Source organism: Arthrobacter sp. PvP023, from assembly GCF_017832975.1.
In the GTDB taxonomy this organism is placed as follows: Bacteria; Actinomycetota; Actinomycetes; order Actinomycetales; family Micrococcaceae; genus Arthrobacter.
In genome coordinates this window covers 3,446,013-3,460,279 of record NZ_JAFIBI010000001.1, presented here as the reverse complement: position 1 = coordinate 3,460,279, position 14,267 = coordinate 3,446,013, and the positions used below count along the sequence as shown (strand labels likewise).

14 protein-coding genes are annotated in these 14,267 nt (G+C 66.0%); 10 read left to right on the top strand and 4 right to left on the bottom strand.

Going from position 1 to position 14,267, the window contains the following annotated elements; genetic code table 11:
• Window positions 1–24 precede the first annotated feature (24 nt).
• Genes JOE31_RS15900 through JOE31_RS15890 form a run of 3 tightly spaced genes read right to left on the bottom strand, consistent with a single transcriptional unit; the run spans window position 25 to window position 3,079 of the window.
• Window positions 25–1,563 (bottom strand): tripartite tricarboxylate transporter permease, encoded by a 1,539-nt coding sequence (locus JOE31_RS15900; protein ID WP_209746262.1) that lies wholly within the window; start codon window positions 1,561–1,563, stop codon window positions 25–27.
• Window positions 1,563–2,075, bottom strand: coding sequence for a tripartite tricarboxylate transporter TctB family protein (locus tag JOE31_RS15895; RefSeq protein WP_209746260.1), 513 nt, complete (start codon window positions 2,073–2,075; stop codon window positions 1,563–1,565). Before JOE31_RS15895 ends, JOE31_RS15900 begins: the two co-directional genes overlap by 1 nt.
• Entirely contained in the window at window positions 2,072–3,079 is a 1,008-nt protein-coding gene (locus tag JOE31_RS15890) for a tripartite tricarboxylate transporter substrate binding protein (RefSeq protein WP_209746258.1), read from the bottom strand. Before JOE31_RS15890 ends, JOE31_RS15895 begins: the two co-directional genes overlap by 4 nt.
• A 267-nt stretch (window positions 3,080–3,346) precedes the next feature.
• Here JOE31_RS15890 and JOE31_RS15885 point away from each other — a divergent pair, with 267 nt between their 5' ends.
• The gene (locus tag JOE31_RS15885; protein ID WP_209748504.1) at window positions 3,347–4,984 is read left to right on the top strand and encodes a sensor histidine kinase; all 1,638 of its coding nucleotides are present in this window, start codon (window positions 3,347–3,349) and stop codon (window positions 4,982–4,984) included.
• Window positions 4,981–5,667, top strand: a complete 687-nt coding sequence (locus JOE31_RS15880; protein WP_209746256.1) for a response regulator — start codon at window positions 4,981–4,983, stop codon at window positions 5,665–5,667. The genes JOE31_RS15885 and JOE31_RS15880 overlap by 4 nt, the downstream gene beginning before the upstream one ends.
• On the opposite strand, the gene JOE31_RS15875 is transcribed toward JOE31_RS15880, so the two are convergent.
• A complete protein-coding gene (locus JOE31_RS15875; RefSeq protein WP_209746254.1) occupies window positions 5,659–7,140 on the bottom strand; it encodes a lipase maturation factor family protein in 1,482 nt (493 codons plus the stop codon). The genes JOE31_RS15880 and JOE31_RS15875 overlap by 9 nt on opposite strands.
• Window positions 7,141–7,245: 105 nt before the next feature.
• On the opposite strand from JOE31_RS15875, the gene dxr reads away from it, so the two are divergent.
• From dxr to JOE31_RS15835, 8 genes are all read left to right on the top strand, one after another.
• Window positions 7,246–8,430 carry a 1-deoxy-D-xylulose-5-phosphate reductoisomerase gene (dxr, locus tag JOE31_RS15870; RefSeq protein ID WP_209746252.1) on the top strand — a complete coding sequence of 395 codons (1,185 nt, stop codon included), beginning with the start codon at window positions 7,246–7,248 and terminating at the stop codon, window positions 8,428–8,430.
• 18 nt (window positions 8,431–8,448) lie between these two features.
• On the top strand, window positions 8,449–9,780 hold the full coding sequence (locus JOE31_RS15865) for an RIP metalloprotease (protein WP_209746250.1): 1,332 nt from the start codon (window positions 8,449–8,451) through the stop codon (window positions 9,778–9,780).
• A gap of 105 nt (window positions 9,781–9,885) precedes the next feature.
• Complete coding sequence (locus JOE31_RS15860) at window positions 9,886–10,560, top strand: MarR family transcriptional regulator (protein WP_209746248.1); 675 nt, start codon at window positions 9,886–9,888, stop codon at window positions 10,558–10,560.
• Window positions 10,557–11,018: a hypothetical protein gene (locus JOE31_RS15855; protein ID WP_209746246.1), complete on the top strand. Its 462-nt coding sequence runs from the start codon at window positions 10,557–10,559 to the stop codon at window positions 11,016–11,018. Before JOE31_RS15860 ends, JOE31_RS15855 begins: the two co-directional genes overlap by 4 nt.
• A 42-nt stretch (window positions 11,019–11,060) precedes the next feature.
• Window positions 11,061–11,354 (top strand): YciI family protein, encoded by a 294-nt coding sequence (locus JOE31_RS15850; protein WP_028272163.1) that lies wholly within the window; start codon window positions 11,061–11,063, stop codon window positions 11,352–11,354.
• A 47-nt stretch (window positions 11,355–11,401) separates the two neighbouring features.
• On the top strand, window positions 11,402–12,568 hold the full coding sequence (gene ispG, locus JOE31_RS15845) for a flavodoxin-dependent (E)-4-hydroxy-3-methylbut-2-enyl-diphosphate synthase (RefSeq protein WP_011691265.1): 1,167 nt from the start codon (window positions 11,402–11,404) through the stop codon (window positions 12,566–12,568).
• Window positions 12,531–13,418, top strand: a complete 888-nt coding sequence (locus JOE31_RS15840; protein ID WP_209748502.1) for a GNAT family N-acetyltransferase — start codon at window positions 12,531–12,533, stop codon at window positions 13,416–13,418. Before ispG ends, JOE31_RS15840 begins: the two co-directional genes overlap by 38 nt.
• A 41-nt stretch (window positions 13,419–13,459) precedes the next feature.
• Window positions 13,460–14,209: a hypothetical protein gene (locus tag JOE31_RS15835; protein ID WP_209746244.1), complete on the top strand. Its 750-nt coding sequence runs from the start codon at window positions 13,460–13,462 to the stop codon at window positions 14,207–14,209.
• Window positions 14,210–14,267 lie beyond the last annotated feature (58 nt).

Genomic DNA, 14,267 nt, shown 5'->3' with positions numbered 1-14,267 from the left:
GGTTCGGCGATGCTCCGCCGCTATTTAGTCGCTGTAGTCGGCTGCGCCGGAATTGGCGGGAAGCAGTGAGCTGCGCGTCGGGCGGTTGCGGCGGATCAGCTTGAGCAGCAACGGCCAGAGGAGGATGATCGCCACGATGACCCAGATCCCGACGGCGATCGGCTCGCTCCACAGGCCGGCCGGGTCACCGGCGCTGAGCTGGAGGGTCTTGCGCAGCTGGCCTTCCAGCCGCGGCCCCAGGATTACACCCAGGATCAGCGGCAGTACAGGCAGTCCGAAGCGCCGCATCATGAACCCCAGCGCGCCAAGCACCAGCAGGATGACCAGGTCGAACGCCTGCAGGTTCACCGAATAGGCGCCCAGCGTGGCGAAGAACAGGATGCCGGCGTAGAGGTACGGCCGGGGGAGCTGCAGGAGCTTCGCCCAGACCGGTGCCAGCGGAAGGTTGATGATCAGGAGCAGGAAGTTGCCGATGAAGAGGCTGGCAATCAGCGCCCAGACCAGCGGGCCCTCGCTGGCGAACAGCTGCGGCCCGGGCTGGATGCCGTAGGACGTGAAAGCTGCCAGCATGACGGCGGCCGTTGCGTTGGTGGGCAGGCCCAGGGCAAGCATGGGGGTCAGCGTGCCTGCCGCCGCGGCATTGTTGGCGGCTTCCGGCCCGGCAACACCTTCGATGGCGCCGTGGCCGAATTCCTCGGGATGCTTGGAGAGCCGCTTCTCCGTCACGTAGGACAGGAAAGTGGGGATCTCGGCGCCGCCCGCGGGAAGTGCTCCGAACGGGAAGCCGAAAGCCGTACCGCGGAGCCAGGGTTTCCAGGACCGCTTCCAGTCCTCTTTGCCCATCCAGGGTTGTCCGACCGGGATGATGTTCATCGGAGTGCGGCGCAGGTGCGCGGCCACCCACAGAGCCTCGCCGACTGCGAAGATGGCCACCGCCACCACAACGATGTCCAGGCCGTCGGCCAGGAGCGGCATCCCGAAGGTGAGGCGCTGCTGGCCGGTGACTGAATCCATGCCCACGAGGCCGATTGCCAGGCCCAGGCCCAGCGATGCGAACCCGCGCAGCCGGGAGGAACCCAGTACGGCGGTGACGGCCAGCAGGGCGAGCACCATGATCGCAAAGTAGCTGGGGGAGCCCAGGCTGACGGCGAACTGGACCACGATCGGCGCACAGACGGCGAGCAGCGTTGTACCGATGGTGCCGGCAACAAAGGAACCGATGGCGGCGGTGGCCAAGGCCTGGGCCGCCCGCCCGGCTTTCGCCATCTTGTTGCCTTCGATGGCGGTGACCACCGACGAGGACTCACCGGGAGTGTTGAGCAGGATGGAGGTGGTGGAGCCGCCGTACATGCCGCCGTAGTAGATGCCGGCGAACATGATGAAGGCACTGGTGGGCTCCAGGGCGTAGGTGACCGGAAGCAACAGGGCCACGGTCATTGCCGGGCCAAGGCCCGGGAGGACTCCCACGGCGGTGCCGAGGACCACGCCGATGACTGCGTAGAGGAAGTTCATGGGGGTCAGCGCGGTGGCGAAACCGTCCATGAGGGAGGAGACGACGTCCATTAGAGAATCCCTTCCAGCAAGCCCGCGGGCAATGCGATGCCGAGGCCCAGGTAGAAGCCGTAGAAGGTCAGGATGGACATGGCCAGGGAAATGAGGCCGTCACGGACGTAGTTCCGCCCGCCGAGGGCCCACACGCTGCCCCAGAACAGGATGGTCCCGGAAATCACCCAGCCGGCCCAGTCGATGAGCAGGATGTTCGCGATGAAGGCACCCACCAGCGGGAGCACGGTTTTCCAGTCCGCCGGGTGCGCCAGGTCAACGTCCTCGCCGCCTTCAGCCTCGCCTTTGCCGCCGCGCATGACATTTACTGCCAGCAGCACGGCGCAGACGATGAGCAGGGCGGCCACGATGAAGGGGACCGTTTTGGGACCCACCGGGTCCGACTTGGAATAGGGTGTCGCGAGGCCGTAGGCGTCGAGGAAGACCATGACCCCGGCCGCTCCGAGCAGGAGGGCGACCCCCAGCTCGGAGCGGCCTTTGAGCCGTGAGGCTACCGTTGGTGAGGAGCTCACGCCAAGCCAAGCTTCGTGAGGACGTCCGCCACCCGCTTGTCCTGCTCGGTCAGGAAGGTCTTGAATTCGTCACCGGTGACAAACGCGTCGGTCCAGCTGTGCGTCTTCAGGGTCTCCTTCCAGGCAGCGGTACCGTGCATCTTCTCGAGGGCTGCGATGAGGGCTGCCTTGTCGGTGTCACTGATTCCCGGAGGGGCAACGACGCCCCGCCAGTTCGTGAACACCAGGTCGATGTTGGATTCCTTCAGGGTGGGGGCGTCCACGCCGTCAAGCCGCTCAGCGCCGCTGGTAGCCAGCACACGGACTTCGCCCGATTCGATCTGCTTGAGGTACTCACCGGCGCCCGAGGCAGCAAAGCCGAGCTTGTTGCCGAGGATGGCCGGGAGCAGGTCGCCACCGCCGTCGTAGGACACAAAGTTGACCTTGGTGGCGTCGATTCCCACGGCTCCTGCGAGCTGCATGGGCAGCAGGTGGTCGGGTCCGCCCGGCGAGGAGCCGCCGCCGACGGCGATGGAACCCGGATCCGCCTTCCAGGCCTTCACAAGGTCATCGATGGTCTTGTAGGGCGAATCCTTGCTGACCATGATGGCACCGGGCTCTTCAATGAGCTTGGCCAGCGGCGTGGTGTCCGTCAGCTTGGACGCGGACTTGTTGGTGTAGCTGGCACCCACCACGCCCAGGCCCATCAGCATCGTGAGGTCGCCGTTGCCCTTTTCGTTGACCACGCGGGCCAGGCCCACGGTGCCGCCCGCACCGGCGAGGTTGAAGACTTCGGTGTTGGTGGCGATCTTCTCGTCGTCGAGAACCTTCGCAGCGGCACGCGCGGTGGTGTCGTAGCCGCCGCCGGGCGTATTGGGGACCAGGATCTGCAGCCCGGTGACGGGTCCGGCAGCAGCGCTGGAGCTGCCGCTCGTTGAGCTCTTGCCGGTGGCACCGCAGCCGGTGGCCATCAGGGCGATGCCGGCAGCGACGGCGGCAATTCGCAATGCGCGGTTCTGGCGCATGGTGTTCCTCTTCTCAGTAAAGTTCCTGGTAAAGCTAGTCAGCAAAACTGACTGGTGCTCTGATGCTAGGCGTGGAAGTGACAGCCATCACTCTTGTGTACGCAGAGAAAGTTAAGTTCATTTCGTTCACGTTTCCGCTGTCCCACCGCAGGCTCCGGACGCCGTCCCGGAGGAGCGGCTGCGCGTCTGCCCGCCAGGGTGCTCTGGGGTATAGTTCCGGTACCCCACCCACCAGAGGAAAGAACCACAGTGACTCGACGAAGAGGAATGTCCCTCGCCGGGCAATACCTGGTCCTGCAGTTGCTGATTGTCCTGGCCGTCCTCGTGGCCGTCGTCGCCATTTCCCTGGCCCAGTCGGCCGCCGCGTTTGAGCGGATCGAGGGGCGCCGGGCACTGTCCGCGGCTGAGGCCCTGGGCAGCAATCCCGCCGTCCGTGCGCTTCTTCCTTCGGCCGAACCGCGCGGCAGTGCGGCACTGTCAGCCGTCGCCGAGTCGGTCCGCACCGTTTCCGGGTCCGCGCAGGTGGCACTGGCCCGGTCTGACCGCACGGTGGTGGCGTCGTCGGATCCCGGGCTGCTGGGCCGACCGCTGGAACTCGGTGCGAGCCGGGTGATGGAAGGCCGGGCCTGGACCGGCGTGGTGGGCGGAACGGCTACCCCCGTGCTTTCAGCCCACGTGCCGGTCCTTGACGACTCCGGGACCATGATCGGGATTGCGTCCATCAGCCGGAACTACCCGTCCACGTGGGAGCGCTTGGGGGATGCCGTCCCTAACCTGTTGACTTATTTGGGAGTTGCCAGCGTCCTGGGCGTTGCCGGCTCCCTGCTGCTGTCCCGCAGGGTCAAGCGGCAGACCCTCGGCATGGAGCCCAGCGAAATCTCGGGCCTGGTGGAGAACCGCGAAGCGATGCTGCATGGCCTCAAGGAAGGCGTGGTGGCGCTGGACCTCCACGGACGTATTACTGTGGCCAACGACAGTGCCCGGGCCCTGTTGGGCCTGCCGGCGGACTGCGTGGGCAAGGATCTGGCCGGACTGCCCGTGGAACCGGCGCTCAAGGAAGTCCTGACCGGCGAGCAGCCCGGGCAGGACCAGATGGTGCTGGTGGGGGAGCGCCTGGTGGTGCTGAACCGGGTGCCCATCCGTTCCAAGGGCAGGGTGATGGGTTCCGTAGCCACGTTGCGTGACCGGACTGAGCTTTCATCCCTGGAACGCGAACTGGGCACAACACGGACGGCAACGGACACGCTCAGGGCGCAGGCCCACGAATTCGCCAACCAGCTTCACGTAATTTCGGGGCTGATCCAGATCGGCGAGTACGATTCCGTGGTGCAGTTCGTCAATGGAGTCACGGTGGACCGGACGCGCCTGAATGACGATGTGACCAGCCGCATCCAGGACCCGGCGCTCGCCGCCCTGCTGATCGCCAAATCAAGCCTTGCTGCGGAACGGGGTGTGCCTCTGCAGCTGGACCCCTCGTCGTCACTGTCGCCGGTGGGCGATGAGCTCTCGCGTGACCTGACCACCGTGGTGGGAAACCTCGTGGACAACGCGCTCGACGCCGTCACGGGAGCCGCGGAAGCATCGGTCCGGGTCCTCGTCGAGGACAGCCGCGAAGAAGTGGTGGTGACCGTCCGGGACACCGGGCCGGGCATTGACGGCGCAGCCGCCGATGAGATCTTTCGGCAGGGATTCAGTACCAAGCAGCCCGGCCCGGCCGGCGGCAGGGGCTTTGGCCTGGCACTCTCGCGGGTGGTCTGCCGGCGAAGCGGCGGGGACCTGGCAGTGGCCAACGACGGCGGGGCTGTCTTTACGGCCCGGCTGAAGAGGACGCCGCTTAAAGAGACTCCGGCAGAAGGCGGGCCGGCACACGCGGCTCCGGCCACAGGAAAGGGGACCCGGGCATGATCAATGTCCTGATCGTCGATGATGACTTCATGGTGGCAAAGGTCCACGCCGGCTTCATCCAGCGCACGCCGGGTTTCGCCGTCGTAGGGGTTGCGCACACCGGAGCCCAGGCAATCGCGGAAACCGCCCGCCTGCAGCCTGACCTGGTCCTCCTGGACATCCACCTGCCCGACATCAACGGCCTGGACCTCATGGGCAGGCTGCGGGAAACCGCGCCGGAACTGGACGTACTGGTGATCAGCGCGGCCCGCGAGGTGGAAACCGTGCGCCGGGCGCTGCGCGGCGGCATAGTCCATTACCTGATCAAGCCGTTTTCGCAGACGGACCTGCAGGAGCGGCTGGAGCACTATCGCAGCGCCTACCAGGGTCTGGACCTTGCCAAGGACATCGCCGAGCAATCCGACGTCAACCGGGTCTTCGGGCTGGAGCGCACCGAGCGCGGGGAACGGACGGAAAACCGCCTCCCCAAAGGTTGCAGTCCGGAAACCCTCAGCCGGGTGGTGGGCGTGCTGGAGTCCGCCGAAGCGGATCTGTCGGCGGCCGAAGTCGCGGACCTGCTGGGCACATCCAGGGTCAGCGCACGCCGTTACCTCGAATACCTCCACGACGAGGCGAGGGTCGAAGTGCGCCTGAAATACGGTGCCGGCCGTCCGGAGCGCCGCTACGCCCTCAAGTCAGCGTGACCCCGGCGGGAGGGACAAGGGGGGAATGGCCTCATACAGCAGGGTCCGGATCCAGCGCTGCCCCGTCTCGCGGTGTTCTACCCGGCTCGCGAAGCGGTAGTGGTAGCTGTGGACGCGCACCCACCGGGGAGGGACGCCGTCGAACGGGTCCTTGCGCAACAGCCGCAGCACAGCATCGTCGGCCTGCAGCAGCTTGGCCAGGAAAGCGTAGAACCATTCTTCGTGGACGGTGCGCAGGGGCAGGAACCACATCAGCCAGTCCAGCCGGAGATGGTAGGGAGCCCACTGCCGGGGCAACCGGCGGACGTCACCGGGCTTCCCGCGGAATGCGTACTCCCGCCAGTCGGAGTCGTCGTCCGGCTCGTCGTCGAGGGTGCCCTCCACCACGATCTCGATCCGCAGTTTGGTCACCGTGCCGAAGGCTCCGTACGTGTTCACCAGCTGCCAGCGGTTGAAGCTGGCGTTCATCAGCTGCCGGTGCTGCAGCAGGTTCCGGGCCGGCCAGTAGCTGAGCGCCAGCAGGAGCAGCGTCACGGCGAGCACGACGGCGAGCCACCAGGCCGGGGTCTGCAAGCCGCCGCCGGCGCCGGAACTGTCGGCTGAACCGTACGTATGCCAGTCCAGCGGTATGACGGGGAGCACGGCATGGGCCACCGGATCGCTGACTGCCGCGAAGGCCAGCAGGATGGCCATCCAGTTGAGCCACGCAAAGTTCCCGCTCGCCACCAGCCACAGCTGGGTAAAGATGACGATGCCCGCGGCGATGCCGGCCAGCGGCTGCGGGGCGAACAGGAAGAAGGGAACCACCAGCTGGGCGAAGTGGTTGCCCAGGACCTCCATCCGGTGCAGGGGCCTGGGCAGAAGGTGGGCCTGCCGGCTCAAGGGTCCCGGCATTGGCTGGGTCTCGTGGTGGTAATACAGCGCGGTCAGGTCACGCCACTCGCTGCCACCGCGGATCTTGATCATCCCGGCACCGAACTCAAGCCTGAACAGCAGCCAGACCAGCAGGATCAGGATTGTCCGCGGCGGCGGCGTCTGGTCCGAGCCGAGGAACGCCACCGTGAAGCCGGCCTCCAGCAGCAGCATCTCCCACCCGAACCCGTAGAAGGTCTGTCCCACGTTCACGATCGACATGTACAGCAGCCACAGGGCCAGGAAAGCGATCATCGGCAGCCAGGGCGGTCCCAGCTGCGGAAGCCCCAGGACGAGCGTGGCCGAAATGGCCATGCCGCACCAGCAGACCAGCCGCAGCAGGCGGTCCGAATAGCGCCACAGGAACAGGCTGGGCCGGCGGCGGCGCCTGAAACTGTCGAGGTAGTCCGGAACCGGGAGCAGGCCGCGCTCTCCGAGCAGCGCCGGGAACTGGTTGCGGCAGGAGAGAAACGCCACAAGGAAGATCGTGGCAACGCCGCGCTGGAGCACCTGCCGGGCGAATTCGTACTCCGGCGCATCGAACCATGCGGTCCATTCCACGTTGTTCACGTTACGCCTGCCGCGCACCGCGTCAATGTCCCGCGGCACATGCCGTCGGCGGGCGGGCTGACGTGGGGGGATGCCGGCGTGCGGGATACTTAACGGATGCAGCCACGCAGAATCGTTCTCCTCGGATCCACCGGTTCCATCGGCACCCAGGCGATTGACGTCGTCGACGGCGCCCCGCACCTATTCGAGGTTGTGGCACTGAGCGCAGGCGGCGGCAACCTGGAACTCCTTGCCCGCCAGGCCGTCCATACGAAGGCCAAGGCAGTCGGTACGGCCAGTGGCGACGCGGCCGCCCTGCAGGGCCTGATCGACGACGCCGCCCGCGCCGCCGGTCTGGCAGGCTACCGGCCGGAGATCATCACCGGACCGGACGCGTCCACCCGGATTGCGGAAATCGAAGCCGACGTGGTTCTCAACGGCATCACCGGCTCCATCGGCCTGGCACCAACGCTCGCTGCCCTGAAATCCGGTGCCACCCTGGCGCTGGCCAACAAGGAGTCGCTGATCGTCGGCGGCGCCCTCGTGAAGGCCGCCGCCCGGGAAGGCCAGATTGTCCCGGTGGACTCCGAGCATTCGGCGATCGCGCAATGCCTGCGCTCCGGGACCGCTGCCGAAGTGGACCGGCTCATCCTGACGGCCTCCGGCGGCCCGTTCCGCGGCAGGAGCCGCGAGGAACTCCACAACGTCTCGCCGCAGGATGCCCTTGCGCACCCCACCTGGGACATGGGCCTGATGGTCACCACCAACTCCGCCAGCCTGGTGAACAAAGGCCTTGAGGTGATCGAGGCGCACCTGCTGTTCGATATCCCGCTGGACCGGATCGACGTGGTGGTCCACCCGCAGTCCGTGGTCCATTCCATGGTGCAGTTTGTGGACGGTTCCATCATCGCCCAGGCTTCGCCGCCGGACATGCGCCTTCCCATTGCCCTCGGCCTCGGCTGGCCGCACCGCGTTCCGAAAGCTGCCACACCGTGCGACTGGACCCAGGCCGCCACCTGGACCTTCGAACCGCTGGACGCCGAGGCATTCCCGGCCGTGGGCCTTGCCAAGGATGCTGCCAAGCAGGGGAGCACGTACCCTGCCGTTTTCAACGCGGCCAATGAAGAGGCCGTGATGGCCTTCCACTCCGGCCGGATCCGGTTTACGGACATTGTGGATACCATCGAAGCGGTACTCAGCGAACACCCAGGATCTTCCGGGCTGACAGTTGAGTCCGTGCTGGATGCTGAAACGTGGGCACGAGCGCGCACCCACGAACGTTTAGCAGTGAGCAGTCTCTAGGAAGCAGCAGATCTACGCATGAGTCCCGTCATTCTCTTCATTCTCGGTGTCGTCTTTGTGGCGATCGGCATCGCAGTCTCCATCGCGCTGCACGAGGTGGGCCACCTCGTTCCCGCCAAGCTGTTCAAAGTGCGGGTCACCAAGTACATGATCGGCTTCGGCCCCACCCTGTGGTCAAAACGCAGGGGGGAGACCGAGTACGGCGTCAAGGCCATCCCGCTGGGCGGCTACGTGTCCATGATCGGGATGTACCCGCCGAACAAGGGTGACGGCACGGTGCGTCCCTCCAGCACCGGCATGTTCCAGACCCTCGCCACCGAGGCGCGTTCCATGGCCCACGAGGAAGTTGGCCCCGGCGACGAGAAGCGGGTCTTCTACCGGCTTCCGGTGTGGAAGAAAGTCATCGTGATGCTTGGCGGCCCCGCCATGAACCTGCTGATCGGCGTGGCGCTGACGGCCGTGCTGCTGATGGGCTTCGGGATCAGCACCCCGACCACCACCATCGCGGACGTGTCCAAGTGCCAGGTCAAGGCCGGGGAGACCGTGGATCCGGACTCCGCCGACTGCAAGCTCACGCCCGCAGCTGAGGCGCAACTCAAACCGAACGACACCATTACCTCCTTCGACGGCAAGGCCGTAACCAGCTGGGATGAACTCACCGGCTGGATCCGTGCGTCCGCAGGCCGGGAAGTCAGCATCACCGTGGAACGTGACGGCTCGCCTGTCACCACCACGGTGACTCCGGTGCTGTCGGCCCGGCCGGTCGTCGGCGCCGACGGCCGGCAGGCTACTGATTCGAACGGAACCCTCCAGTACCAGGAAGTCGGGTTCCTGGGGATCGGTGCCCAAACAGCGCTGGTTGCCCAGCCGGCGTCGTCCGTCCTGCCCATGGCGGGGGAAAACATCCGGCAGGTTGCCGGCGTCGTCCTGAATCTCCCGGCACGCGTGGTGGGCGTTGCGAAGGCGGCCTTCAGCGAAGAGCCGCGCGATCCTAACGGGCCCATCAGCGTCGTGGGCGTGGGCCGGGTCGCGGGTGAAGTCGCCGCCATGGAGGAGGTTCCCTTGCAGTCCAGGCTCGCCGCGCTGGTGGGACTGCTGGCCGGACTGAACTTCGCGCTCGCGGTGTTCAACCTGGTCCCGCTGCTGCCGCTGGACGGCGGCCACGTGGCCGGGGCGCTGTATGAGGGAGCCCGACGGCGGGTGGCGAAGCTGTTCGGCCGGCCTGACCCAGGTGCGTTCGACATCGCCAAGCTCCTGCCCGTGACGTACGTGGTCGCCGCGCTGCTTATGGGCATGAGTGCGCTGCTGATCTACGCGGATATCGTCAAGCCCGTTAATCTTTTCGGGTAATCAACTCATGGCGGCTTTTATCCTAAAATAACCTCTTTTTAGCTAAGTTTCATAAATCAGCCGAAAGTGATTGATATTGAGTAATCAGTCGGTTATGGTTGCCGTATGTACGTGCTCACGATCGACCAGCGGGGCAGCACGGGGGACCGGGACCGAGTGCCCGGCCTTCTTGCCGAGCTGCAGGCGATAACCACCGCAGGCAGGTTCGAACGCTCCGTCGGGGACGAAGTCCAGGGCGTTGTGGAAAAAACGGCGGAAGTCGTGGACATCGCCCTTCACTGCCTGCGCAGCGGCCAGTGGTACGTCGGAATCGGAGTGGGCGCCGTCGATCTTCCGTTGCCGGCCAGCCCGCGGGAAGGATCCGGGGCGGCATTCGTCGCCGCCCGGCTGGCGGTTGAGAAAGCCAAGTCCGCTGCCGCCCATGTCCCGTTGTCCGTGGTTTCCGGCGGACTCCGCCGCGGCGGAGCGGCCACGCCGGAGAGCGGGCCCGGCATCAGGGCCTGCGCGAACGCCGAGGCTGTCCTGCGTCTCATTGGCCGGCTGGTGCAGGACCGCACTGAGGCCCAATGGAAAGTGGTTGACGCCCTCCGCGGGCTGCAGCAGGACGGGTCAACCAGGCACGGCAGCCAGAAGCTCGCTGCCGCACAACTCGGAATCACCGAGCAATCGGTGAGCCGTGCCGTCCTGAGGTCCGGCTGGCAGGAAGAATGGGCGGCGAGGCCTGCCGCTGAAATGCTCCTGGCTCTGGCCCATGACGCAGTGCTGGAAGGACACAGGTGAACGCTCTCTGGATTACGCTCGCCCTGCTCACCGCAGGTTTCGCCGGCTGGCCCGTCACGGCACTGGTGTTCCGGCTGGCACGGACCATCGACGACAAAGCGGACGCGGCCAGGGCCGCCGTAGACCGGGCCGCCAGCGAATCCGCTGACGACCCCGCCGCTGATGTCACGGTGGACAATGTCACGGCAGACAAGGCTTCCGCCCAGCCGGCACCCACCACGCGGATACTCCGCGGCGGCGCCATTATCGGCGTCCTGGAAAGGCTGGCGGTTTGCCTGGCCATCCTGACGGGGCAGCCCGTGGCCATCGCCTATGTGGTGGCCATCAAGGGCCTGGGACGCTTCGCCGAGCTGAAAGAGACTCCCGTCGCCGCAGAGAGGTTCATCATCGGCACGCTGGCCTCCATGCTGTGGGCCGCCGGGGTCGCCGCCCTCGCCAGGATCCTCTTCCTCGGCTGAACCGGATACATACTCCGGCGGGCAGGGCGATAGGGTATCCGTATGACTGTTTTTGCTGTTGAGTACGTATACGCCGCCGAGTCCACCGAAGCACGGAACGCCGCCCGTCCGGCACACCGGGAATGGACCGCCGCCCTTGCCGGTGAAGGCGCACTCCTGGCCAGCGGGCCTTACGGCGATGGAGCCGGTGCCCTGCTGATCTTCAAGGCCGCCGACGAAAACGCGCTGAACGGGATCCTCAAGCAGGATCCTTTCGCTGCGGCCCAGGTCATCGCGGGCACTCGCACCACCGAATGGAACCCGGTGACCGGCCTCCTGGCCGAGCACGCCGCCTAGCCGCCGGCACCACACACCATCGAATTTCGATCTAAAGAGGAGTCCACGTGACCTCGGTCAGCCTGGGAATGCCGTCAGCACCGCCCCCCGTCCTTGCCCCGCGCAGGAAGACCCGCCAGATCAAGGTGGGCTCGGTTGGGGTGGGCTCGGATTCGCCCATCAGCGTGCAGTCGATGACCACCACGCCCACCACGGACATCAACGCCACGCTGCAGCAGATAGCTGAGCTGACGGCCTCAGGCTGCGACATCGTGCGCGTGGCCTGCCCGTCCGCGGATGATGCTGAGGCCCTGCCGATCATCGCGCGGAAGTCCCAGATCCCCGTCATCGCGGACATACATTTCCAGCCCAAGTACGTTTTCGCCGCCATCGAGGCGGGCTGTGCTGCGGTGCGCGTCAACCCCGGCAACATCCGTAAGTTCGATGACCAGGTCAAGGAGATCGCCCGCGCCGCCAAGGACCACGGCACCTCCATCCGGATCGGCGTCAATGCGGGATCCCTGGAGCCAGGCATCCTGAAGAAGTACGGCAAGGCAACTCCGGAGGCCCTGGTGGAGTCAGCTGTCTGGGAAGCATCGCTGTTCGAGGAGCACGGCTTCCACGACTTCAAGATCTCCGTCAAGCACAACGACCCCGTGATCATGGTCGCCGCGTATGAGATGCTGGCTGAAAAGGGCGACTGGCCCCTCCACCTCGGCGTTACCGAGGCCGGACCGGCCTTCCAGGGCACCATCAAATCCGCCACTGCCTTCGGCGCGCTCCTGTCCAGGGGCATCGGCGACACCATCCGCGTTTCCCTCTCGGCCCCGCCCGTCGAGGAAATCAAGGTCGGCAACCAGATCCTGCAGTCCCTCAACCTGCGTCCCCGTAAGCTCGAAATCGTCTCCTGCCCGTCCTGCGGCCGGGCACAGGTGGACGTCTACACGCTGGCCGAACAGGTCACGGCCGGCCTGGAAGGCATGGAGATCCCGTTGCGCGTGGCCGTCATGGGCTGCGTCGTTAACGGACCCGGCGAGGCGCGCGAAGCCGACCTGGGCGTGGCCTCCGGCAACGGCAAGGGACAAATCTTTGTGAAGGGAGAGGTCATCAAGACTGTCCCCGAGAGCGAAATTGTTGAGACACTGATCGAAGAGGCCATGCGAATCGCTGAAGAGATGGGGGAGGCCGATGGCGAAGATGCTGTCAAGGGTAGCCCCGTGGTTAGCGTCTCGTAAGGAGACTGCCGGGCCCGGCATATCAATCCGGGTCCTGTCCGGGCCGGACACCGCCGAACTGCGGGAACTGGCCCGGGCAGACGTTGTGGCCAATGTGTTCATCCTGTCGCACCTGGCCGCGACAGGGACGGCCGCGCCCACCGTGGGCGGGGCCAGCATTTTTGGCGTGTTCGACGGCGACGCCCTGGTGGGAGCGTGCTGGGCCGGGGCAAACCTTGTTCCCGTCCAACTGGACCCGGAACTCGCCGGGCTTGTCGCCGAGCAGGCGCAACGCTCCGGCCGCCGCTTCGCCTCCATCTTCGGCCCCGCGGACACCGTCCTGGCCATGTACGAGCAGCTGGAGCAACTCGGGCAGCAGGCGCATGAGGTCCGGGCGGACCAGCCCCTGATGACCATCTCCGGGCCGCCGGCGGTACAGGCCAACACGGGCCTGGGCATCGGCCAGCTCGCCGACTTCGACAGGATCCTTCCCGCCTGCGCCGCCATGTTCGAAGAAGAAGTCGGCTATTCGCCGTTCCTGGGCGGCCGCGAGTTCTACAGCAGGCGCGTGGAAGGCCTCATCCGGCAGGGTCATTCCCTCGTCCACCTCGACGAGGGCGGCCAGGTCATGTTCAAGGCCGAACTGGGCGCCGTCACTCCCGACGTGACCCAGGTCCAGGGCGTCTGGATGAACCCTTCCTCCCGCGGACTGGGACTTAGCGCCGGCTACATGGCCGCCGTCGTCGTGCTGGCGCAGAAATTGGCGCCGGTCACCAGCCTGTACGTCAATGACTACAACGCCCGGGCGAGGGCAACATACGAACGTGTGGGCTTCCACCAGGTGGGCACGTTCGCTACAGTTCTGTTCTAGCTGGCCGCAACCGGCCGGCATTCGAACTTATTGGGGGATAAATGAATACGTCCGTTGTGCGCCTTTTAGGAGCATCCGCCTTGCTGGTGCTGGGGCTGTCCGCTTGCAGCGGACCCGCTAATACCGCGGAAGCCGGGGCGGCCTCGGAAACTTCCGCCGCGACGGCTACGCCCAGCCCGACTCCCACGGAAGACGAGTTCAAAATGCTGACGGCCGATGAGCTCGCGGCGATCACCGGAGCGGTGAAGGACTCGGAGAGCGTAGCCCTGTCCGTGATGCCCGCGGAGAAAGTCTCGCAGGCGCTCGATCAGATGATGTCCCTGATGACCGAAGTCCAGGTGGAGCCCGCCGAATGCAACTCCATCGCAACGGGCACGGCACTCAAGCCGGACAGCAACACCACCTTGGCGGTTGGCGCATCCACATCCTCAACCGCAGAGCGGACCCAGACGCTTTCCCTCCTCTCCGGCGTTGAAAAGGAAAAGCTGGACCAGACGCTTGCGCAGCGCGGCAGCGAAATAGACGCCTGCCGCAACATCAGCATGGACATCGGCGGAATGTCCATGACAGCAGCCACCACCAGGCTTGACAGCGGCGCCGCCACTCCGGGCGCCATCGCCATGCAGACGGACGTCACGCTGCCCACGGGCGCCACCCAGAGCACTGTGATGACCTTTGCCGTCAAAGGTGGAGTCCTGATCTCCGCGCAGGCTTCAGGGTCGGGTGTTACCTCTTCCGACCTTACGTCAGCTGAAGCCCTGCTGGACCAGGCGGCGGCCCTCATTGACTAACCGGCCGCCCTCCGGGACGCACGCGGTAACGCGGAGTCAACTGCAGAAAACTGCGTGA